Below are 21712 nucleotides of genomic sequence, written 5' to 3' on the forward strand. Positions count from 1 at the left end.
ATGGACCGCGTTCTCCTATCAAAAACAAATCGCCGTCTATCCAAAGACTCGGCGATGAAATGGTTGTTTGGTGCAATTGCTGCTGCAGTGCTAGGTATTACATTCTTCTTATTTTACGGTATTGGTGCAGATGGTGTCGATCGATTAAATCTTTCATTCTTTACGAATTTCGGTTCCCGCTTCCCTGAAAAAGCGGGCATTAAAGCAGCACTTGTCGGTACACTGGCTCTCATGGCCGTTGTTATTCCGGTCTCCATGTTCTTAGGTCTGTGTTCGGCTATTTACCTTGAAGAGTATGCTAAAAAAAATAAATGGACATCTTTTATTGAAATGAATATCAGTAACCTTGCCGGAGTTCCTTCTGTCGTCTTCGGACTTCTCGGATTAACTGTTTTTGTTCGTACATTATCCCTTGGTAATAGCATCTTAGCTGCTGGATTGACGATGAGTCTGCTTATCTTACCCATTATCATTGTTGCTACTCAGGAGGCTTTAAAGTCAGTTCCGGATACACTTCGAGAAGCTTCCTACGGTATGGGTGCAACGAAATGGCAGACAATCGTCCATGTGATTATCCCATCAGCAATCGGTTCTATTTTGACAGGCAGTATCTTATCCTTCTCACGAGCTATCGGTGAAACAGCACCGCTTATTGTTCTTGGGATTCCGGTTATTGTTCAATTCTTACCAACCGGTCCACTCAGTACATTTGCAGCATTACCCATGCAAATTTACGATTGGGCAAAACGTCCCCAACCCGAATTTGCGGATACCGCTTCAGCAGGTATTATCGTCCTGATGATCTTGCTTATTACCATGAACGGAATTGCCATCTACTTTAGAAACAGATCACAAAAAAAGCTTCAAAATTGATAGGAGGATTATGATGACAAAAACACTCATCCGAACGAATACAGATGCCAAGTTACGAGTCATGAAGAATGAAAATTGGACAAAAGCGGTTTATGAAACAAACGGTTTAAATCTTTGGTATGGTACGGCGCACGCACTTAAAAATGTCGACTTGTCCATCAATGAAAAAGAAGTAACAGCAATCATCGGGCCATCTGGTTGCGGTAAATCAACTTATTTAAAAACATTAAATCGGATGGTAGAAAATGTAGGTGACGTTACGATTTCCGGTAACGTTACATTTATGGGCAATAATATCCTGGGTAAATCAATGCCTGTTGAACTGCTTCGTTCTAAGGTTGGTATGGTATTCCAAAAGCCAAATCCTTTTCCAAAATCAATCTATGAAAACGTTGCGTATGGACCTAAAATTCACGGTATCCGCAACAAAGCCATGCTAGACATTATCGTAGAAGACAGCTTGCGTAAAGCGGCTTTGTGGGATGAAGTAAAAGACCGTCTTAACAAAAGTGCATACAGTCTTTCCGGCGGTCAGCAACAGCGACTCTGTATTGCGCGCTGCCTCGCAATTGACCCGGAAGTAATTTTAATGGATGAACCGACGTCAGCATTAGATCCTGTATCCACACACAAGGTAGAAGAATTGATTCGCAATATCAAAAACGATGTGACCATTACAATCGTCACACATAACATGCAACAAGCATCGCGTATTTCTGACCGTACTGCCTTTTTCTTAAATGGTGAAATCGTGGAATGCGATCGCACTTCTACCCTATTCAGCACGCCTACTGACGAGCGTACGGATGACTACATTAACGGTAGATTTGGTTAATCATGAAGTGATACGCAATCAGTGGGGCTCATCCCCACTGTTTTTTTGTTTGAGATTTAAGTGGTGTTTCAAGAGGGCATCCCCGATAATGCAGGGAAAATAGAAAAGGTCACCTGTACATTAGTGACTACTACACTAATGTACAGGTGACCTTTTTCATTCGCTTTCTAATTGAATAGCCTGTTTGTCAATTGCTGTATACGGGACAGTACATCTGCGGGTTTGAATGGTTTCATGATGTAATCGTCGGCCCCTAGCCACAAGGCCGCCTTAATATCTGAGTCGCCTGTACGCGCAGTCATCATGGAAACCAGGATGTTTTTTTCAACCTTTTCACGTTTTAATCGACTCAGGACCTCAAGCCCGTCCATTCCTGGCATAACGCCATCTAGGAGTACAATATAATGTGCTTCCGGACTATACCAATCGGCTTCAAGAAAAGTAAGCCCGTCCGAGAATACTTGTACAGAAATATCGATGTCAGGAATCGTCCATTCCATTAGCTTCTCTTGAAGCATTATTCGGATTAACGTGTCATCGTCTACAATAATTATATGTAATTTCCGATTCACATGAGACTTTCTTTCATCAAAAATAACGGTTTGGTTACGACCCGTGCGTTTTGCTTCGTAAAGCGCTTGGTCTGCGGAGGATATGAGTTTCTCTTCGTCATTATCGTATGTCGCAACTCCCGCAGAAAATGTAACAGAAAAAGATTTGCCTGCTTCCTGAAAGACAATTTCATTAAATGTTGTCCGAAGTCTTTCCACAAATTTAGCGGCGTCAACGGATTCCACTCCAGACAATAGTATAATGAATTCCTCTCCCCCATACCTGAACACATCATCCGTTTCCTTTTTTTCTGCCTTTAACACTTCTCCTAACTTTCGGAGCACTTCATCTCCGGTCAAGTGACCATACATGTCATTCACTTGTTTAAAATGGTCAAGATCCAACATGACACATGAGAAAGGAATAGCCGATTGGTTATACCTCTCCGTGAAAAAATGAATTCTGTTGTCAAAATGCCTGCGATTCCCTACCCCCGTGAGTCCATCCGTGTAAACTGACTTTCCAATCGACTTCCTGATTTCATCCCGGTTAAACAAGTAAGGGATGAAGACCTCGCTGTCAATTGGCTTGGCAATAAAATCCATTGCACCTCTTTCAAATGACCGCATCCTGTTTTTCCGTGATCGATCGACGCTCGTAATCATCATCGTCACTTGCCGCGCATTGGCGGTGTCTTTTATTTGATCAAGAATTTCAAATCCACTCATATCCGGCAGCTTTAGGTCAATGAGTACAAAATTGGGACGCATTGAATAAAACTGCTCTATACCCCTCTTACCATTCATAGCAATGATCACCTGTGCGCCCATCGTCTCAAGAAGCTCTTTAACAAAGGCAATGAACTCCAATTCACTATCGATAATCAGTACAAATGTTTCTTCGTCGAAACGGTTACGGTATACCTCTGGGAAACTGAAGTTGTCTTCTTCTCCTGTACCATCCAAAAAGCTCTTAATCCTGTTACTAAAATTCCCGAGCGATGGTACAGGAATTTTACTGTCATTTCCATATGATAAAGTTTCAAGTTGAGAAGCACAAAAGTCAGAGAGTGCTTTCAATCCTAGTGAATCTGTTGTCCCTTTTAGTATGTATAAAAAGTCATAAAGTTGACCTTCTGCAATAAAACCCAGTTTGCCCCATTTCGCTAAAGTCATCTCAATCCATTCGAGAAGCATCTGGCGAGAACTCTCTTGACTCATTGTTTTTTGTACCCCCCTGTTAAAAAATGAATCTATATTACCCAGTTATGAACATTATAGTCTATAAAATCACCTCCAACAATTGATATCAAAATCATAGAGTATAAATAAATTGACTACTTGGCACTCCATCAGGAGGCGGCGCATAGGATGTGATGTGTCTAGTCTGTCCTTTAATAATACGGAATTAAAAAAGGAAACACCCTAGATTTAGGTGTTTCCATCAATTTATCAGTTAATTATTCCGTTCCCATTTCTTCACGGACTACATCAACTATCCTGTCAACAAGGCGAACACACTCTTCTTCGTTAGGCGCTTCCACCATGACCCGGACGAGTGGCTCAGTACCAGATGGCCGTACAAGTACGCGACCGTTCCCAGCAAGCTCTTTCTCCACATCCGCTATTACTCCTGCAACACGTACGTTGTCGGTTACTGCATGCTTATCCAGTACGCGTACGTTTACGAGTTTTTGTGGATATATTTTCATTTCTGCTGCTAGTTCAGATAGCTTACGTCCAGTAATCTTCATAATGTTCACAAGTTGAAGTCCTGTTAGGAGGCCATCGCCAGTCGTATTATAGTCATGGAATATAATATGACCGGATTGTTCTCCGCCCAAATTATAATTCCCTTTTCTCATTTCTTCGACAACATATCGATCTCCAACTGCGGTTTGCACACTTTTCATGCCGTGATCTGAAAGTGCTTTATAAAAGCCTAGATTGCTCATGATAGTCGATACAATCGTGCCTTGTTTCAAACGGCCTTCCGAGTTCAGATGGCGGGCAATGATGAACATGATCTGATCACCATCAACAACCTCTCCGTGCTCATCTACTGCAATAAGGCGATCCCCGTCCCCATCAAACGCCAAGCCGATATTAGCACCTTTTTCAACAACGAGTTTTGCCAATACTTCTGGATGTGTTGAACCGACACCGTCATTAATATTTAAACCATTCGGCGAAGCGCCCATCGTTGTGAGGTCTGCATCAAGGTCAGCAAACACATGCGTCGCCAGTGTCGACGTAGCGCCGTGTGCACAATCGAGTACAACGTGAATTCCTGCGAATTCTTCATCGACTGTCTGTTTCAAATACTGAATGTATTTATGGCCGCCTTCAAAGTATTCCGTAATCGAACCAACTGCTGCTCCCGTCGGACGTGGCAATGTATCTTCCTGTTCATTTAACAATTTTTCAATTTCTTCTTCTTGTTCATCCGTCAGTTTGTAGCCGTCAGCACCAAAGAATTTAATGCCATTGTCTTCGACTGGATTATGTGAAGCTGAGATCATAACTCCGGCCTGGGCGTTCATGACACGTGTCAAATAAGCGACCCCCGGTGTACTGATAACCCCTAGAGTCATCACTTCAACACCCGTTGATAAAAGACCCGCAATTAGCGCATTTTCAAGCATGTGACCAGAGATACGAGTGTCCCTTCCAACAAGTACCTGTGACTTCCCTTGGAATTCTTTCGTTAACACATGCCCTCCAAATCTTCCTAGCCTAAAAGCAAGCTCCGGCGTCAATTCTTTATTTGCAATCCCACGAACACCATCGGTTCCGAAATACTTTGTCATTTTCATTCTCCTTTTCAATCCTATCCATTCAACTGAATGTCAGGCAAGTTCAATTTGCATCGTTACTTCTTTATCGGAAATTTCCCATCGTACATCTGAAGGGCCTTCTACTACTATAGGCAGAATCTGTTCCCCTTCATCCGTCGCTCCCGACGCGTCGACATAGATAGTGAAATCTGAACTCTTTAATGCATCGATTACATTTTGTTCTGCAGTGACAGTCAATACGACTAACCCGTCTGCCGGCTTAATAAATGAACTGGTGAATTTCTCGTCCAATCCCTGTACCGTAACGCGAATATCGCGTAAATCTTTCGATGAGACTTTCACATCCTCGTCCGGCTTCGGTGTGCTAGCGGCATCATCTGTTTCTTCCAAGTCATCCGGATTGGTCTCTTCTAAATCTGATTCTGAATCCGGATTCGTTTCATTAGCCGCTACTTTTACTTTGATTTTATCCAACGACATCCCTGAAACGCCTTTAGGTTTTTTCAACTCAAGATCCAACGTTTCAGATTTCTTCACTTTAGATACATCCACATCTACGATGAATTCTTTGATTTGATCCAGCACTTTACGTGACCCGAATAAGCTAATTGATTTGTTCTCAGTCGCAATAGAATCTACAGTTACACCTTCAGCGGGAGTCCCTTGCAACTTAAGTACGATTGGCACTTCTTTACTGTATTCTGCAATCTCGACTTTGACATTTACTTGTTCAGGTACAATTGTCACATTCAGCTTCGTCAAATCCTTGTCCAACACACGGACCCTAGTTTCCTGCTCGAATGTCTTGTTAATTTCTTTGTCCCCCGTAATCGAGGCTTTTACAAAACTGATGGATTCAATCACGCTCTTGGCACCTGTCACTTCGATTGTTGCTGGATCAACATCTATTTTTACAACATGGAAGTTTTCTGCAAGCAAACGCTCATTCATTTCAGGGTCAACGCGGAATGACTGTGTTATCTTTTCTTCAATAACAACGTCGATTTCCGCAGGATCAATCTGTACGTCCAGCTTTTCGGAAATGTTTTCATGTTGAATCTTGACAGTATGTTTACCCATTGGCAAACTCGACAAGTCAACCCGTAGTGTAAAGTCTTTTACTAACTTCGTTGATTGTACAATATTTGCCGGACCTTCAATTGTCATATTGACCGTTTCCGGTACTCCGGTGACAACAAGGTTTTCGTTGTCATAATATACTTCTACATTCACGTCACGAATGCTGTCTCTCGCATCCCCAACCGCTTTGCCATTGGAGTTCTCTTCCGCTTGCACGAAGAAGAAAAAGATGAGTGCAAGGATTAAGGCTGTGGAGCGAAGAAACCATGGTCTATCCATAAACTTATCCATTAGTTCTCCTCCTCCACTTCCAGATAGAAGATTCTTTCAGTTCAGGAGTTGAACCGAACCACACTCTTTTCAGTCGTTCTTCAAACTCCTCCATTCCAAGATTCCGATCAATATCTCCATTCGCAGTTAAACTGATCGCGCCCGTTTCTTCCGACACGATAATTGTCACGGCATCCGTTACTTCACTAATTCCGATTGCCGCTCTATGTCGAGTCCCGAGCTCTTTTGAAATGAACGGGCTCTCTGACAATGGTAAGTAACAGCCTGCCGCCGCAATTCGGTTACGCTGTATAATCACTGCACCATCATGGAGTGGCGTATTCGGGATGAAAAGGTTGATAAGAAGTTCCGAGCTAATCGCGGAATCCATACGAGTACCGGTTTCAATATATTCACTTAACCCCGTTTCCCTTTCAATGGAAATGAGTGCACCAATTCTACGTTTAGCCATATAGCTAACCGATTTCATGATTGCTTCAACGAGACGTTCCCGCTCTTCCTCTTCCTGTATATTTGTCCGAGCGAATAGTCGTCCTCGTCCCAGTTGTTCAAGTCCACGCCTGAGCTCAGGTTGGAAGATGATGATGATTGCCAAAAATCCGAACGGGAGTACTTGATCCATTAAAAATCTGAGCGTATCAAGACCGAAGATGTCTGTCAGAAATCGAACGATGATAATCACAAATATCCCTTTTAAAAGTTGAACGGCTTTCGTTCCTTTTATAATCGTAATGAGTTTATAAAAAACAAACCAGACTAGAAGCACATCTATGATATTAATAAGTGCCGCTACTGGACTGAAATCAATTAATTCTTGCCATTTGGGCATGTGCTCCGCCTACCTTCACAAACAGTTTCTTATGCGTACAGTATAGCATAACAGTACTCGACTGTCTTTCCTCACAAGACACAAAGAGCGACCGTCCCTGCTCGCGGCAGTAGCATCGGTCGCTCTGTTTACTCCCCGTCTTGGTTCTTTTCAGTTGACGCTGGGATGATTGCCTTGGCTGTTTCTTTCATTTTGTACCATAGCCAATCAAAGACTTTATCAATCTCCTCATTCTTGCCTGTTACAACCGCCGTAGAGGCCATATATTTAGAACCCCTAATAACGGTTACATCACCATCTACTTTTCCATCAATTCGGAGCGTACCGTTTTTAACAACAATATCCCCTTCAATGGTTTCCCCAGCAGGAACGAGTACCGTTTGTCCCTCAACGATTAGATTCGGTTGTTTTGTCACTGAAAATTGCTGTTCATTCCCATAACTTGAAAAAAGCGTTGCGCTCATCAAGACGAAAAATAGGGCAGCAGCCGCAAATAGTGGATGTTTTCGCAACCAGCGCTGAGCACCTGCTTGGGACTTTTCTTTTGGAAGACGCGCCATGACAGCGTCAACAAATTTATCTGGTGCTTTTATTTGAGCAGCACTTCCTATAAAAGCAATGGACTCGGTTAACCCATTCATAATTTCTCTACATTCTGAGCAGCTATCTAAATGTTCTTTCAACTGCCGCTCTTCATCGCGGCTAATGTCGCCATCTAAATACGCGTGCATAAAGTGAACGATTTGTTCCGGACACGTATTCATATTATTCCCTCCTACATGGTACCCATCTGTTTCCGAAGTACTTCCCGCCCTCTATGAACACGGGTCTTTACGGTCCCTAAAGGTAGCCCTAAAATGTCACCAATTTCTTGCAGCGGTAATTCTTCGATATATCTTAAAATGATGACAGAACGATATTTATCCGGGAGCCTACCAATTTCATAATGGATACGTTGCTGTAATTCCATTCTTTCAACTTCATCTTCCGGAAGTTCGTCCGTTGCAGCAAGTTGCGAATACATATTCAGACCATCCGTACCTGGTACATTAGCATCAAGATAATAAGCAGGTTTCTTTTTGCGGATACGATCGATGCATAGATTCGTTGCAATTCGAAACAACCAAGTTGAAAACTTCCGCTTTTGGTCAAATGTATGAATATTGATATATGCACGGACAAATGCTTCCTGTGAAATATCTTCCGCCTCTTGCGCATTTCCGAGCATCCTGTAACACACTTGGTACAAGCGATGCTGAAATAACGTTACGATCTCCTCAAATGCATTTTGATCGCCTTTCAGAACTTCATTTATTCGTTTATTGATTAGTTCATCCAATGTTTTTCATCCTCCGCTCTATGCGGCTGTCCCTTCTATACGTTTGAAGGTGGCGACAGGTTTCATTTTTTATATTAATTTTATTTTACCAGAGTTTACTAAATACTTCCTCCATTAATGGAAATAAGAAAAAAAGCCCATCTTAGGAGCCGGATGGGCTTTCAATACCGATTAAAGTAGCTTTTCTCCAAACAATGAACCCATTAAACCTACTGCAACATCAGCAGTTTTATTTCCTTCGTCAAGAATTGGATTTACTTCTACGAATTCGGCGGAAGTAATTATTCCTGAGTCTTCCAGCATCTCCATTGCCAGGTGGCTTTCTCTGTAACTAATGCCACCCGGCACAGGCGTCCCGACTCCCGGTGTGTATAACGGATCCAATCCATCAAGATCCAGGGACAAGTGGACACCGTCAACTTCACGTGAGCGTAAGTAAGCGATGGCTTCTTCCATCACTGTTGTCATTCCGTAACGGTCTATTTCGTGCATTGTGAAAACTTTAATACCCGATTCCTTAATCAATAGACGTTCTTCAGGATCAACCGAACGCGCACCAATAACGACAATGTTTTCCGGTTTAATTTTTTGCCCTTTACTATGTATATTGACGAGACTTTCATGTCCAAGGCCTACGCTTACAGCAAGAGGCATCCCATGGATATTTCCGGATGGTGAGATTTCAGCTGTATTAAAATCAGTATGCGCATCATACCAAATTACACCAAGGTTGTTGTACTTACTTGCAAGACCCGCCAATGTACCGATTGCAATGCTATGATCCCCTCCTAAAACGAGTGGGAATCGACCTGCATCCAAGACTTCAGCCACTTTCATCGCAAGATCCGTGGTCGCTTGTATGACTTCGTCTAAATTCTTCAAATTCGTATCCTTATGTTTTTTCTGTTCCACAACACTTACACGGATATTCCCTTCATCCGTCACCTCATGCCCTATCGATTCCATTCTATCAACAATGCCTGCATATCGAATTGCGCTTGGACCCATATCTACTCCACGACGACTTTGTCCAAAATCGAGCGGAACACCTATTATCGATATATTTAAACGTTTCATGACAAGTACCTCCCCCTTTTCTATATATCTATTGTAAGTCTACAATAAGGTTTGGCTCAACTCGACAAATAACTGAATAATTATTCGTTTCTATCTACTTTTTCCATTAACTTTTCACACACATCTGGCGGGGTAGGTTTACTGAAATAATACCCCTGCCCTTCACGACATCCCAAATTCTTCAAAATAGTCACTTGTTCTTCTTGCTCAACGCCTTCAGCAACGACGTTCAGACCAAATGTATCCGCAAGTGTTACAATGGCCTTGACAATTGCAAGGCTGTCTTCATTCATATGTATATCCCGTACGAAAGACATGTCAATTTTCACTGTATCCACAGGCAATTCTTTAAGGTAACTGAACGTGCTATAGCCCGTCCCAAAATCATCAATGGATACTGTAATACCTAAATCCCTTATTCCCCTAATTCTCTCTTGCATGTCTTGCCTATCCGCAAACGCACTTTCCGTTAATTCAATTTCGATTAAATTCGCGGAAAGGCCAGTTTCATCGAGTATCATTTTTACGGTTTTGACAATCTCCGGTTCTTCCAATTGGACGGCGGACATATTGACAGCAATCGGTAAAGGCGCATATCCTCGTTCCTGCCACTCCCTCGCCTGCCTGCACGCTTGTCGTAGCACCCATTCTCCCAAAGGAATGATGATTTTCGTTTCTTCCGCGACCGGGATGAACTTATCTGGAGAAATCCTGCCGAGATCCGGATGATTCCACCGTACGAGTGCTTCAACGCCCACTAATTTTCCAGTCTTCAAGTTTACCTTAGGTTGATAATCTAAATGCAATTGACCGAGAACAACACTTTTTCTCAACTCATTCTCCAATAAAATCCGTTCCAAGGTATTGGACGCCGTGCCGTGTTGATAGACTTCAACGCCACCGCCGCCATTCGCTCTTGCGATGGATAGGGCTTTTTCCGCTTTTATCCTCAGTTCAGAAGACTTTTTAGCATGCTCAGGATAAAGAGCGATGCCAAAACTAAATGAAAGTGTATGCTGCTGATCCATTACTTCAATCGGCTCCTCCAGCAATTGTTGCAATTCTCGTGTGAGCTGTTCTGCATGTGCTGCATTTCGTATATTCTTTAGAAGTATTGCAAACTCGTCACCCGAAATCCTGCCAACAACTTGTTCTCCTTGGAGGCTATCTTTTAATCTCTTTGCAACAACAGACAAAACATAGTCACCTGCCTCATGACCAAGTGAATTATTGACATAGCGTAGTCGATCGATATTTAGATAGACAATTGCCAGATTTGTACGATGTTCCTTAGACTTCTCTACTTCTTCTAGCAGTATTTTCCTAAAAGAAGTCCGGTTCGGCAAATCTGTTAATTGATCATTGTAAGCCAGTTTCCGTACCAGTTGTTCCGACTCTTTACGCGCTGTAATGTCATAGCGAATTGAAATGTATTGATAAGGGTTTCCTTTTTCATTCAGAAACGGAACGATTGTCGTATCCACCCAATAATGTGAACCGTCTTTAGCTTTATTACAGATTTCACCGCGCCAGTTATTCCCGCGGCCTATGGTGCCCCACATATCCTTGAAAAACGCACGCGTATGATAGCCTGAGTTAATAATCCGGTGGTTGGCACCAACAAGCTCTTCAATGCTGTACTGTGCTATTTTTGTAAATAGCGCATTGACATAGACTATCTTGCCTGTGCGATCTGTAATGGCCACGATTGCTGACTGATCAAGTGCATAGGCTATATCTCTGAGCATTTTTTCCGGACTGTGACTGCTGTCATGACGTATTAAATCGTCTATCATTTTATTATTTTCTGGCATACAATCACTTCTCTCTAAGGTTTCCTTTACAATTCGACAAAAAACAATACTTTTCAACAGTGTATATTAAATGAATGCTAAAGTGCTAGACTGAAATGAACTTAAACATGAAACAAAAAAACCCTTCTCAAATTTCCAGAAGGGTTTAATAAAGCTATTTGGATTTCACATGGTTTTGGTAAAGCAAAAAAAAATGGCTGGGGTAGCTGGATTCGAACCAACGAGTAACGGAGTCAAAGTCCGTTGCCTTACCGCTTGGCTATACCCCAATGGTAGAAGGATTACTCTTTTTAACACTTCGTGTAAATAATTCATGGATAACTCTTTTCAACACTTTGTGTAAATAATTCAAGGAAAACTCTTTTCAACACCTTGTGTTGAAAAAGTTTTGGTGGTGGGGGGCAGATTCGAACTGCCGAACCCGAAGGAGCGGATTTACAGTCCGCCGCGTTTAGCCACTTCGCTACCCCACCAAGTATAGTATAAAGAATTAAGTTTTAAACCTAACAAATTAGATTTAAGTACTTAAGGTAAACTAATTTCACTACAACGTAATGAAAAAGTTTTAATGACCCCTACGGGATTCGAACCCGTGATACCGCCGTGAAAGGGCGGTGTCTTAACCGCTTGACCAAGGGGCCTCATAAAATAATAACTTCCAACTAAGTGTTACTAGTCGTAATAATTATAATTTGTGGCGCATTCCTACGTCTTCTTACTAAAGCCTAATGAACATATAGTTATAGGAACAAGAACTTCTCTGGAGCTTCCAGCCGGAATCGAACCGACGACCTCTTCCTTACCATGGAAGCACTCTACCTACTGAGCTATGGAAGCATATGGCTCCGCAGGTAGGACTCGAACCTACGACCGATCGGTTAACAGCCGATTGCTCTACCACTGAGCTACTGCGGAATAATTAAGTATAGACGTTATTGCCATTACGACAAATTCCATTATAACAAGAAGAAAATATATATCAAGTCTTTTTTAATATTTGTTTGTTTGCTTGTTCCCGACAGCAACTTTTATATATTACCACATCTTTTTCATATTAGTCAACTGTCTTTCATAAAGTATATTATACATTGTTTAAAGGGGACAACATATGAGAAACAAATACTTCTTCACCGCTATCGTCTGCTGTGCGCTTCTCCTGCTCCTCCCTGCCTTACCTAAACAGATGTCCTTAGTATCTGTCTTCCGAGTAACGGAGGAGCCTGCCGTAATCGTGCGCGGTACTAGCGGCTCTGCACTAACCGTGAATATTTCATTTGGAGATAGTGAAGTCGAGCAGTGGTTCCAGGAATTAGGCAAACCTTATCCCCTCATTTTTGTAGATATGAAGTGGGCTGATCGCTTTCCTGAAACTGTACAGCTTATCAAAGAAAAAAATATTCCAGTCGGACTTCTTGGGGACGAAGGAATGGCTTACGAACAAAATACACCATTGTTCATTGATCAGCTGGAGCGTTTTGAAAAAACATTCGGTCTTAAACCTCTTTGGTTTCGAACGCGTGATGAGGTATTTCCAGTAGCATTACATAACATGCTCTGGGAGGCGGAAATTAATGCTCTTGGTTCATCTGTAGTTTGGCGAGGTGGTGATCTTCCACCAGTTACTAAAGGGGAAATTCTATCTATTCCCCACCATCGTGAAGATCGTATAAATTTAGCCGAATTGAAGAAACTAAACAAAGATCGAACATTTATTTCGGTGGAAACAATGCTGTTTGAAACAAAAGTGAAGGTTAAGAAGATACCCAAATGAACATTTTGGTTGTATTATACCCCGAATTTTAAAAAACAGTACAGTTCGCCATATGGGCTACTGTACTGTTTTTCATTTTGTTTTGGATGCCTTTTGAGCATTCTGGACTTTACGGCGTGCTTTTTTTCGTTCTTCTAGTTTCGCCTTATCTTCATCTGACTGCCTGTTGTACTTTGGAAGCACAAGAAGTTGATAAGCATTAACCGCAAGAAGTGGGAATAGCAACATTGTTACCCATGAATCGATATTTCCTGAACGTACCATCAGTGCGGGTAACCATTCAAGCGTTGTAATAACAATCATGAAAAACAGTGCTGGAATAAGTGTATATTTCTTTGTCCATTTCGCCTTAAAATAAGCCGTTATAGCCGATACAGCCACAAGTGTTACCAGCAATCCAAGATATAACATTGTTCGTCCTGTTTCACCCGTCGTCAATTGGAACCTGAAGAAGATGAGATCAAATAAAACAATCGCAATGATTAGAAGCTGAACCCAGTTCCATAAAGTAAGTGTTTTGAAGATATTTACACCGAATTGATGAATTGTCAAATAAGCAAAAAAGCCCATTTGTGCGACAACGCTCATGGTGAAACCTAGAAAAATTAACCATAGAAATGCACCTATGAATTGCCCGTACTCACCATTCGTTAAATATCCAGAAAAGAATTCCCAGCGGATAATAAGTCCTGCAATCCCCGTTACGAATCCTCCGATTAATAGTGCTGTAAAAAAGAATTTTACCCAATTTCGTATAGTCACGATAGTGTTCCTCCGTTTTTATTACTTCCAATAGTGTAACAACGTTTTCACGAAAAATCTATTTCATTAAACGTTTCATGCATATTTATCGTTGGATTGTGAACAATAAATGAAAATGCTTGTGGAAGGGAATTTGATTTCCATGAAAAAAAGAGTCCTACTACTATTATTTACAGTTTTTCTGCTGACAGCGTGTGGAGCGCAGCCGACAGCTCCAACATACGATGAAATGAAGAAAATGATGACCGATTCACTTCAGACCGAGGACGGAAAGAAAGCGGTTCGGCAAATGTTTGCTGACCCCGAATTCAAAGAACTGCTTATCTTGGAGCAACCTGTAGTAAAGAAATCCGTTGAAGATACGCTTCTTTCTAAAAAAGGAGAAGACTTTTGGAAAAAGACATTTGAAGATCCAAAATTCAACGAGAGTTTTGCTAAAAGTGTAAAAGAGCAGCAGCAAGAAATCATGAAGCAATTAATGGATGATGCTTCGTTCCAAAAACAAATGGAAGAATTTTTCTCCCAGCCAGACATGTTAAAACAGCTGGAAACAGTTACACAATCGGCAAATATGAAAAAGCATCTCGAAAAGGTCGTTCAAGAAACAATTAACAGCCCGTTAATGCAAACGAAGTGGCAAGAGCTCATTTTAAAAGCCGGGGATCCAAAGGCGGAAGAAAGTGGCGGTGGCAGTGGTGGTGGTGGCGGCGGTGGTGGTGGCGAATCTGAGAAAAGCAAAAGTGGAGGAGGCCAATAGCCTTCTCCACTTTCTCTGTTTTTCACTTTTCTGTTTTTGTAATAATAGTTGCCGCGATGTCCATGTAGATTTTTCCAATAGCATGGTCTTCTGCATAGACTGAAGGAGCAAAGTCTTCTTCATCCCAGTCTGGTTGACCTAGTGGAATCTGTCCTAACAACTCTGTGCGGAGTTCCTCGGCCAGCTTCACACCGCCGCCCTGTCCAAATACAAATTCACGTTCACCTGACGCTTTTGATTGGAACCAAGACATATTTTCAATAACTCCGAGCAATTCATGATCTGTTTGAAGCGCCATCGCTCCTGCACGCGCAGCCACAAATGCAGCTGTGGGATGCGGAGTTGTCACGACGATTTCTTTAGAAGTCGGAATCATTTGATGGATATCGAGTGCTACATCTCCTGTGCCGGGTGGCAAGTCGAGAAACAAGTAATCGAGATCCCCCCATTCAACGTCACGGAAGAATTGGTCAAGCGCTTTCCCCAGCATCGGGCCACGCCATACTACAGGCGCATTATCTTCAACGAAAAAACCCATCGAAATAACCTTGACACCAAGTCGCTCCACCGGGATTATCCGATCACCGCGAACCACTGGTAAATCAGTTACGCCCATCATATCAGGAACGCTGAATCCGTAAATATCCGCATCAATTAAACCGACTTTTTTCCCAAGCCTAGCTAGCGCTACAGCAAGGTTTACCGACACAGTCGACTTTCCTACGCCTCCTTTACCAGAAGCTATTGAAATGAATTCTACGTTACTCAATGGGGACAGAATATCTTGAGCTTCCGATTCTGTCACTTTTCCACGGAACTGTTCTAGCACCTCTGCCGGTAATTCTTCGAAACGGATACCGACGGAATCGGCTCCTGCACCTTTCAATGTATCGACAACTTGCGTTTGAAGACCCATTTGTTCGGCTGTGTTAATTTTTGCGATTGCGAGCTTGACACTGACATGTTTTTTCTCAGGCTTGATCGTCACGCCAATAATTCCACTCGTCTCCGCAAGCGTTTTATGTAAAAATGGATCTTTCAACTGTCCCAATAACTCACGTACTGCTTGTTCGTTCATCAATATAGACACCCCTTGGAGGTTAATTAATTCTTCCCCAAGTATAACATAGTATTCTGTTTTCAAGGATTGTTTTCAGCTCACCTTTCGTCCGCAGTATGAAACTCTATAATGCCTTCAGTTATTGCATTAGCCACTTTTCCTTGATACGCAGGATCTGTCAATAGAGCTCGTTCTTCGTTATTAGAGATAAAACCCGTTTCTACGAGGACTGCCGGAGTTGGTACTTTTTTCAACAAATAGACACCCTTTATCGCCATCGCAACCCTTTCCGTGTTTTTCAAATTCGTTCTAAATGATTCTTGAATTGATTTCGCCAAAAATTCACCGTTCGGATCTCCTTCGGGGTGATAGAACACTTGGGAACCGCGCCACTTTTCTTGGGGTATGGCATTGACATGCACACTGATGAACATATCCGGAGTTTCTTTAATCGCGATACTTTCCCTTAATTGCAAATCCGCCATTTTACGTTGCCTTATGGTTCCAAACGTTTCTTGCGGTGCATGTTCAGCCAAAGCATCACCGTCTTTCATCCGCGTCATGATAACAGTTGCCCCTTTCTTTTCAAGACGCTTTTTCAATTCATGTGAAATACTCAGAGTGATGTCACGCTCTACAACGTCTTCAAATGAAGCTCCTCCGTCCAATCCTCCGTGTCCAGGATCAATAAGAATCTTTACACCCCCGAGTTCTGCAGGCATGAAAAAGTTTCGATCAGACGAAGCATTCACCCCATACAGGACAACCACGAGAGAACATACAAAAAGCAAACAAATTACCAACCACCGTTTCATAGGGACACCGCCTTTTTCCCCACTATACGCAGGAATGCCGGCGGATATGTCCCACTTGAGACTGATGGAGAAAAAATTGAAAGTGATCAATTACGTCTCGGCGTAATTGCGTCCAGATTTTGAATCGAGCTCGCTAGATTGACTCCTTTCAAAATCTGTGACATCCGCCGAAGGCTTTATCAAGGAGGAATTGAAATTCATTCCTCCTTATTCAGCGGGCTTTCGACAACCACTGAACAGGAAAACAAAACAGCATTCATCTCTCACCTATGGAGGTGCGAGATGAATGCTGAATAAAGATAAAAAAAAGAGGAAACCAGTAAAGGTCCCTCTCAAAACTTACTTATTCAGTCGCGCCTTCCCATTCGAGCATGCCGCCTACCATATTTGTTACATCATAGCCTTCATCACCCAGGAACTCCGCTGCACGCCCGCTACGGCCGCCTGAACGACAAATGAGTATGTATGGCTTAGACCTATCTAACTCGTCCATACGGATCGGTACATCACCTAGAACGATGTGTTTTGACCCTGGTATCATTCCTACCGCTACTTCATCCGCCTCACGCACATCTATCAGGTTGAACTGTTCACCTTTCTCCAAACGTTCCTGTAACTCGGTTGTTGTGATCTCTTTCATAAAAATCATCCTTTCCCTTTTTCTATGTCTATACTTTAACACAGAAAAGCCCTTTTCCACGAATGGAGAAGGGCTTTTCTTAAATGCAATATTAACGTTTTGAGAACTGTGGTGCACGACGTGCGCCTTTAAGACCTGGTTTTTTACGTTCTTTCATTCTTGAATCACGCGTAAGAAGTCCTGCTGATTTAAGAGCCGCGCGGAAGTCAGGATCTACTGAAAGTAGAGCACGTGCAACTCCGTGACGGATTGCGCCAGCTTGTCCTGTGTATCCTCCGCCATCAACGTTTACAAGGATATCGTAGCTTCCAAGTGTTTCCGTTACTACGAGTGGTTGTTTGATGATTTCGCGAAGTGTTGCGAATGGTACGTAGTCTTCTACGTCACGTTTGTTGATGGTAATAGTGCCATCTCCAGGAACTAGACGTACACGAGCTACTGAGCTTTTACGACGGCCTGTGCCGAGATATTGTACTTGTGCCAAGTTATTTCCTCCTCTTAATTAACCGCGAAGTACGAATACTTCTGGTTGTTGTGCTGCGTGCGGGTGATCCGGTCCAGCGTATACGTTAAGTTTTCTGTATGTTTGACGGCCTAAAGGACCTTTTGGAAGCATTCCTTTAATTGCAAGTTCAAGCATTTTTGTAGGGTAGTTTGTACGCATTTCAAGAGCCGTACGTTGTTTCATGCTGCCCGTGTAACCTGAGTGACGGTAATAAATTTTGTCTTTCAATTTGTTACCTGTAAGATGTATTTTTTCTGCATTGATGATGATGACATGGTCACCTGTATCAACGTGTGGTGTGAACGTAGGTTTATGTTTGCCGCGCAAAAGTGATGCAACTTCAGAAGCAAGACGACCAAGCGTCTGTCCTTCAGCGTCGACAACGAGCCATTTACGCTCTACTTCGTGACCTTTAGCCATGAATGTTGTACGCATAATTTTATCCTCCTAAATGAATATCTATTCGTTCCCGTTTTCTCTATCCCTAAACACAATTTTACCTTCCGGGGCTTCTTTGTGGGGTTATTAGAAATACCATTACTCATCTTATCTCGAATACCACATTAAGTCAAGCATCTTTTCTAAATACACCAGGAAAAGTTGCCTCAGTCTTGATAGCTTACATTTTCAAGGTACAAACCGTGTGCTGGTGCGGTTTTGACGTTGGCTTTCCGACTGCGAGAGTCGAGTATCTGCTTGACGTCATCAGACGTCTTCCAACCGTTGCCCACAACAAGAAGCATACCTGCAATACTCCTAACCATATTATATAAAAAACCGTCACCTTCAATGGTCATGACGAGGTATTCACCTTTTTTTTCAAGTGTTAGCTGCCTCACCGTTCGGACTTTATTGGTCGTAGCGGTTTTTGAAGAACAGAAGCTTGTAAAGTCATGCGTCCCAATAAAATGATTCGCAGCAATTTTCATTGCTTCTATATCAGGATGTGACCTGCCTAAATGAACAGAAAAGTTACGCTCAAATGGACTATGCACCTCGCTATAAGACCACTTATAGACATACGTCTTTCCAGTAGCAGAATAGCGGGCATGAAAATCTTCGCTAACATAATCAGCTTGAATAATTCGTATATCTGTTGGAAGTAGAACATTCAACGCCAGTTGCCAGCGATCTGTCGGTAGTGACAGCGGAGTATCAAAATGAATGACTTGTCCTGTTGCATGAACACCGGAATCCGTCCTTCCACTTGCGACTGAAAAGATTTCCTTGTCCTTATGCATTTTCACAAGCGCCTTGTCAATTTCCGACTGCACCGTCCGCATACCCGGCTGTACCTGATACCCGGCGAAATGAGTACCATCATACGAAATTATCGCTTTCACACGCTTCCTATCCATTTACACGCCCCCTATGCCCTGAGTAGGAAGAGGACGACAATGAGAACGGCGAGTAAGCACATAATGGTTGTATCGCGCCAATGCCACTTCAACAGTCGGTACCTCGTCCTACCTGCGCCTCCACGATAGCCGCGGACTTCCATAGCGACTGCAAGGTCTTCAGCACGCTTAAACGCACTCACGAAGAGAGGAACAAGCAAAGGAATGACCGAACGGATTCGCTGCTTAATGGAGCCGGTGCTAATGTCCGAGCCCCTCGCCAATTGCGCTTTCAATATCTTATCCGTCTCATCCATCAATGTTGGAATGAAACGAAGTGAAATAGACATCATCAGTGCCAACTCATGTACAGGCAATTTAAACCGCTTGAATGGACCCAGTAGATCTTCCATCCCATCCGTTATTGAAATCGGCGATGTTGTCAGCGTCAGTATAGACGTGAGTAAAACGAGTACTAGAAAACGAATTGAAATGAAAATCCCTTGTCTTAATCCTTCTTCATAAATTTTAATGAATTTCCAGTCAACGAGCAAGGCTCCCTCTTTCGTGAAAAGAACATGCATGAGAAAGGTGAAAATAATTAGAAATAAAATGGGCTTTAAGCCGTTGAGAAGAAAATAGAGGCGTATTTTTGAACTGAAAATAACTAACACAGTAAATCCTAATAATAAAGCATAGGTCACTGCATTATTTGCAAGAAACACGCCAATGATAAATAGAAAAACAAATGACAGTTTCGAACGTGGATCGAGCTTATGAATAAATGAATTACCCGGGATAAAGCGACCGAAAATCATTTTCTCTAGCATTAACGGCCACCTTCTTCCGCAGCGGCAGTCGCAATGGCTTTTGCGAGCTGTTCTTCCGTAAGTGCCAGAGCATTAAGCGGACGGCCAATTAACTGTTCAATATCACGCTGAAATTTTACTGAACGCGGTAAACCGAGCCTGAAGGATGATAGTATCCCTTCATCTTCGAAAACTTTTTGCGGGCTGCCCGACAAGACTGAAGTTCCATCATGCATAACGATGATATTATCCGCATAACGTGCAGCATCCTCCATACTATGTGTGACCAGGATTGTCGTGAGGTTTTCCTCAGTATGCAGGCGATTAAATAACTCCATGATTTCACGGCGACCGCGCGGGTCAAGACCCGCTGTGGGTTCATCCAAAACGAGTACTGACGGTTTAAATGCTAGTACACCGGCAATCGCAACTCTGCGCATCTGGCCACCTGACAAATCAAAAGGAGACTCCTGTGCAACTTCTGCCGGCAAACCCAGCAATTTTATCAATTCATGTGCTCTTCTTCTAGCTTCTTCTTCAGGTACACCAAAATTCATAGGACCGAACATGATATCTTTCTCAACCGTCTCTTCAAAAAGTTGATGTTCAGGGAACTGGAATACAATTCCTACACGACTGCGGACTTCTTTCAAACCTTTTGCCTTCGTGCCTGCAGAAATCGTAGTATCACCTATTTGCACTACACCTTCTGAAGGCTTTAGCAAACCATTCAAATGCATAAGTAGTGTCGACTTTCCAGATCCAGTATGCCCAATTATGGCTGAGTAAGAACCCGATGGGATTGTCGCATTAACATTGTGCAAAGCCCTCTTTTCAAAAGGAGTGTCTTTCCCATACAAATACCCTACTTGCTGAAGTGAGATGTCCATAATTCATTCACCAACTCTTCTTCTGTCATATGCTCACCAGTAATCTCCATCCCAAGCTCCCGCAACATTACCGAAACCCGCAATGCAAATGGCAAGTCAAGACCTATTTCCTCAAGCTCCGCACCTTTGGCAAATATCTGCTCAGGCGTCCCAACTGACAAGACTTTTCCTTTGTTCATGACAATAATGCGGTCTGCAAGAAGCGCTTCTTCTAAGTCGTGTGTAATCGAAATAACGGTAAGACCCGTCTTACGCTTCAATTCTTCAACTAGATGAATGACTTCATTACGTCCTTGCGGATCAAGCATCGACGTTGCTTCATCCATAATTAGAAGTTTCGGATGTAAAGCGAGCGCTCCTGCAATGGCAACGCGTTGTTTCTGTCCGCCTGAGAGATGGTGCGGCTCATGATCTAGGAATTCACTCATATTAACCTGCTTAAGTGCTTCATGAACTCGAGTTACCATTTCATCATAAGGGACACCGTTGTTTTCCAATGCAAATGCAACATCATCTTGGACTGTTGAACCGACAAACTGATTATCTGGATTTTGAAAAACAAAACCCATCTGGGAACGAATCCCCCATAAATTCTCTTCTGTCAGTTTTTCATTGAATAAATTGACATTCCCTTCATCAGGAAACAGTAGTCCAATCATCATTTTGGCAAGTGTCGACTTACCTGAACCGTTATGGCCGACAATTGCTATCCATTCATCGTCATGTACCGTAAATGTCACGCCATCGATTGCTTTTTTCGTCTCCTCATTCTCACTTTGATAAGAATAAGATATATTATCCATCGACAGAATTTCCTTCATCGCCTTCCACCTCCGGCTACATTCACAGTATGTATACTACTAAGGATCCCCTGCAAGT

22 protein-coding genes and 5 tRNA genes are annotated in these 21712 nt (G+C 42.6%); 4 read left to right on the plus strand and 23 right to left on the minus strand.

All coding sequences use genetic code 11. From position 1 onward, the window contains the following. Together pstA and pstB are read left to right on the plus strand one after the other, a co-directional pair. Complete coding sequence (pstA, locus tag AC25Y6_RS00225) at positions 1-873, plus strand: phosphate ABC transporter permease PstA (protein WP_488141716.1); 873 nt, start codon at positions 1-3, stop codon at positions 871-873. 61 nt (positions 874-934) lie between these two features. Next, a complete protein-coding gene (gene pstB / locus AC25Y6_RS00230; RefSeq protein WP_482104926.1) occupies positions 935-1708 on the plus strand; it encodes a phosphate ABC transporter ATP-binding protein PstB in 774 nt (257 codons plus the stop codon). A 167-nt stretch (positions 1709-1875) separates the two neighbouring features. Here the strand turns inward: pstB and AC25Y6_RS00235 are convergent, their stop codons facing one another. From AC25Y6_RS00235 to AC25Y6_RS00295, 13 genes are all read right to left on the minus strand, one after another. Continuing rightward, positions 1876-3480 carry a GGDEF domain-containing response regulator gene (locus AC25Y6_RS00235; protein WP_488141717.1) on the minus strand — a complete coding sequence of 535 codons (1605 nt, stop codon included), beginning with the start codon at positions 3478-3480 and terminating at the stop codon, positions 1876-1878. A 239-nt stretch (positions 3481-3719) separates the two neighbouring features. Continuing rightward, entirely contained in the window at positions 3720-5069 is a 1350-nt protein-coding gene (gene glmM, locus AC25Y6_RS00240; protein WP_482101555.1) for a phosphoglucosamine mutase, read from the minus strand. A gap of 39 nt (positions 5070-5108) precedes the next feature. Then, the gene (locus tag AC25Y6_RS00245; RefSeq protein ID WP_488141718.1) at positions 5109-6428 is read right to left on the minus strand and encodes a CdaR family protein; all 1320 of its coding nucleotides are present in this window, start codon (positions 6426-6428) and stop codon (positions 5109-5111) included. Next, complete coding sequence (gene cdaA, locus AC25Y6_RS00250; protein ID WP_482104712.1) at positions 6421-7257, minus strand: diadenylate cyclase CdaA; 837 nt, start codon at positions 7255-7257, stop codon at positions 6421-6423. Before cdaA ends, AC25Y6_RS00245 begins: the two co-directional genes overlap by 8 nt. Before the next feature lie 128 nt (positions 7258-7385). After that, entirely contained in the window at positions 7386-8021 is a 636-nt protein-coding gene (locus AC25Y6_RS00255) for an anti-sigma factor family protein (RefSeq protein WP_482104713.1), read from the minus strand. Positions 8022-8032: 11 nt separating this feature from the next. Further along, positions 8033-8596 carry an RNA polymerase sigma factor SigW gene (sigW, locus tag AC25Y6_RS00260; protein WP_482101559.1) on the minus strand — a complete coding sequence of 188 codons (564 nt, stop codon included), beginning with the start codon at positions 8594-8596 and terminating at the stop codon, positions 8033-8035. A 171-nt stretch (positions 8597-8767) separates the two neighbouring features. Beyond that, positions 8768-9673, minus strand: coding sequence for an arginase (rocF, locus tag AC25Y6_RS00265; RefSeq protein ID WP_488141719.1), 906 nt, complete (start codon positions 9671-9673; stop codon positions 8768-8770). An 80-nt stretch (positions 9674-9753) separates the two neighbouring features. After that, complete coding sequence (locus AC25Y6_RS00270) at positions 9754-11487, minus strand: putative bifunctional diguanylate cyclase/phosphodiesterase (RefSeq protein ID WP_488141720.1); 1734 nt, start codon at positions 11485-11487, stop codon at positions 9754-9756. A gap of 194 nt (positions 11488-11681) precedes the next feature. Continuing rightward, a tRNA-Gln gene (locus tag AC25Y6_RS00275) sits at positions 11682-11756 on the minus strand. Between the two features lie 120 nt (positions 11757-11876). Continuing rightward, positions 11877-11960: transfer RNA gene (locus tag AC25Y6_RS00280), tRNA-Tyr, on the minus strand. Positions 11961-12056: 96 nt separating this feature from the next. Then, positions 12057-12128 (minus strand) — tRNA-Glu (locus tag AC25Y6_RS00285). A gap of 120 nt (positions 12129-12248) precedes the next feature. Further along, positions 12249-12324: transfer RNA gene (locus AC25Y6_RS00290), tRNA-Thr, on the minus strand. Positions 12325-12327: 3 nt separating this feature from the next. Continuing rightward, positions 12328-12402: transfer RNA gene (locus tag AC25Y6_RS00295), tRNA-Asn, on the minus strand. Positions 12403-12595: 193 nt separating this feature from the next. On the opposite strand from AC25Y6_RS00295, the gene AC25Y6_RS00300 reads away from it, so the two are divergent. Further along, entirely contained in the window at positions 12596-13258 is a 663-nt protein-coding gene (locus AC25Y6_RS00300; protein ID WP_482101562.1) for a polysaccharide deacetylase family protein, read from the plus strand. 72 nt (positions 13259-13330) lie between these two features. Here AC25Y6_RS00300 and AC25Y6_RS00305 read toward each other — a convergent pair whose 3' ends face one another. Further along, on the minus strand, positions 13331-14020 hold the full coding sequence (locus tag AC25Y6_RS00305; RefSeq protein ID WP_482101563.1) for a KinB-signaling pathway activation protein: 690 nt from the start codon (positions 14018-14020) through the stop codon (positions 13331-13333). Between the two features lie 142 nt (positions 14021-14162). Here AC25Y6_RS00305 and gerD point away from each other — a divergent pair, with 142 nt between their 5' ends. Continuing rightward, positions 14163-14777 (plus strand): spore germination lipoprotein GerD, encoded by a 615-nt coding sequence (gene gerD / locus AC25Y6_RS00310; RefSeq protein WP_488141721.1) that lies wholly within the window; start codon positions 14163-14165, stop codon positions 14775-14777. Positions 14778-14799: 22 nt separating this feature from the next. Here the strand turns inward: gerD and AC25Y6_RS00315 are convergent, their stop codons facing one another. The 9 genes from AC25Y6_RS00315 to AC25Y6_RS00355 form a co-directional block, all read right to left on the minus strand. Continuing rightward, the gene (locus AC25Y6_RS00315) at positions 14800-15855 is read right to left on the minus strand and encodes an Mrp/NBP35 family ATP-binding protein (protein WP_482101772.1); all 1056 of its coding nucleotides are present in this window, start codon (positions 15853-15855) and stop codon (positions 14800-14802) included. Between the two features lie 80 nt (positions 15856-15935). Next, complete coding sequence (locus tag AC25Y6_RS00320) at positions 15936-16652, minus strand: N-acetylmuramoyl-L-alanine amidase (RefSeq protein ID WP_482101565.1); 717 nt, start codon at positions 16650-16652, stop codon at positions 15936-15938. 343 nt (positions 16653-16995) lie between these two features. Beyond that, on the minus strand, positions 16996-17292 hold the full coding sequence (locus AC25Y6_RS00325) for a rhodanese-like domain-containing protein (protein ID WP_482101566.1): 297 nt from the start codon (positions 17290-17292) through the stop codon (positions 16996-16998). Between the two features lie 91 nt (positions 17293-17383). Beyond that, the gene (gene rpsI, locus AC25Y6_RS00330; protein ID WP_482101567.1) at positions 17384-17776 is read right to left on the minus strand and encodes a 30S ribosomal protein S9; all 393 of its coding nucleotides are present in this window, start codon (positions 17774-17776) and stop codon (positions 17384-17386) included. Between the two features lie 18 nt (positions 17777-17794). Further along, the gene (gene rplM / locus AC25Y6_RS00335) at positions 17795-18232 is read right to left on the minus strand and encodes a 50S ribosomal protein L13 (RefSeq protein ID WP_340793008.1); all 438 of its coding nucleotides are present in this window, start codon (positions 18230-18232) and stop codon (positions 17795-17797) included. A gap of 170 nt (positions 18233-18402) precedes the next feature. Further along, a complete protein-coding gene (truA, locus tag AC25Y6_RS00340) occupies positions 18403-19155 on the minus strand; it encodes a tRNA pseudouridine(38-40) synthase TruA (RefSeq protein WP_488141722.1) in 753 nt (250 codons plus the stop codon). Positions 19156-19166: 11 nt separating this feature from the next. Next, the gene (locus AC25Y6_RS00345) at positions 19167-19964 is read right to left on the minus strand and encodes an energy-coupling factor transporter transmembrane component T family protein (RefSeq protein ID WP_488141723.1); all 798 of its coding nucleotides are present in this window, start codon (positions 19962-19964) and stop codon (positions 19167-19169) included. Then, positions 19964-20833: an energy-coupling factor ABC transporter ATP-binding protein gene (locus AC25Y6_RS00350; RefSeq protein ID WP_488141724.1), complete on the minus strand. Its 870-nt coding sequence runs from the start codon at positions 20831-20833 to the stop codon at positions 19964-19966. The genes AC25Y6_RS00345 and AC25Y6_RS00350 overlap by 1 nt, the downstream gene beginning before the upstream one ends. Further along, the gene (locus AC25Y6_RS00355; protein WP_488141725.1) at positions 20809-21654 is read right to left on the minus strand and encodes an energy-coupling factor ABC transporter ATP-binding protein; all 846 of its coding nucleotides are present in this window, start codon (positions 21652-21654) and stop codon (positions 20809-20811) included. Before AC25Y6_RS00355 ends, AC25Y6_RS00350 begins: the two co-directional genes overlap by 25 nt. Positions 21655-21712: the final 58 nt, after the last annotated feature.

The organism is Sporosarcina sp. Y1004, assembly GCF_057669665.1.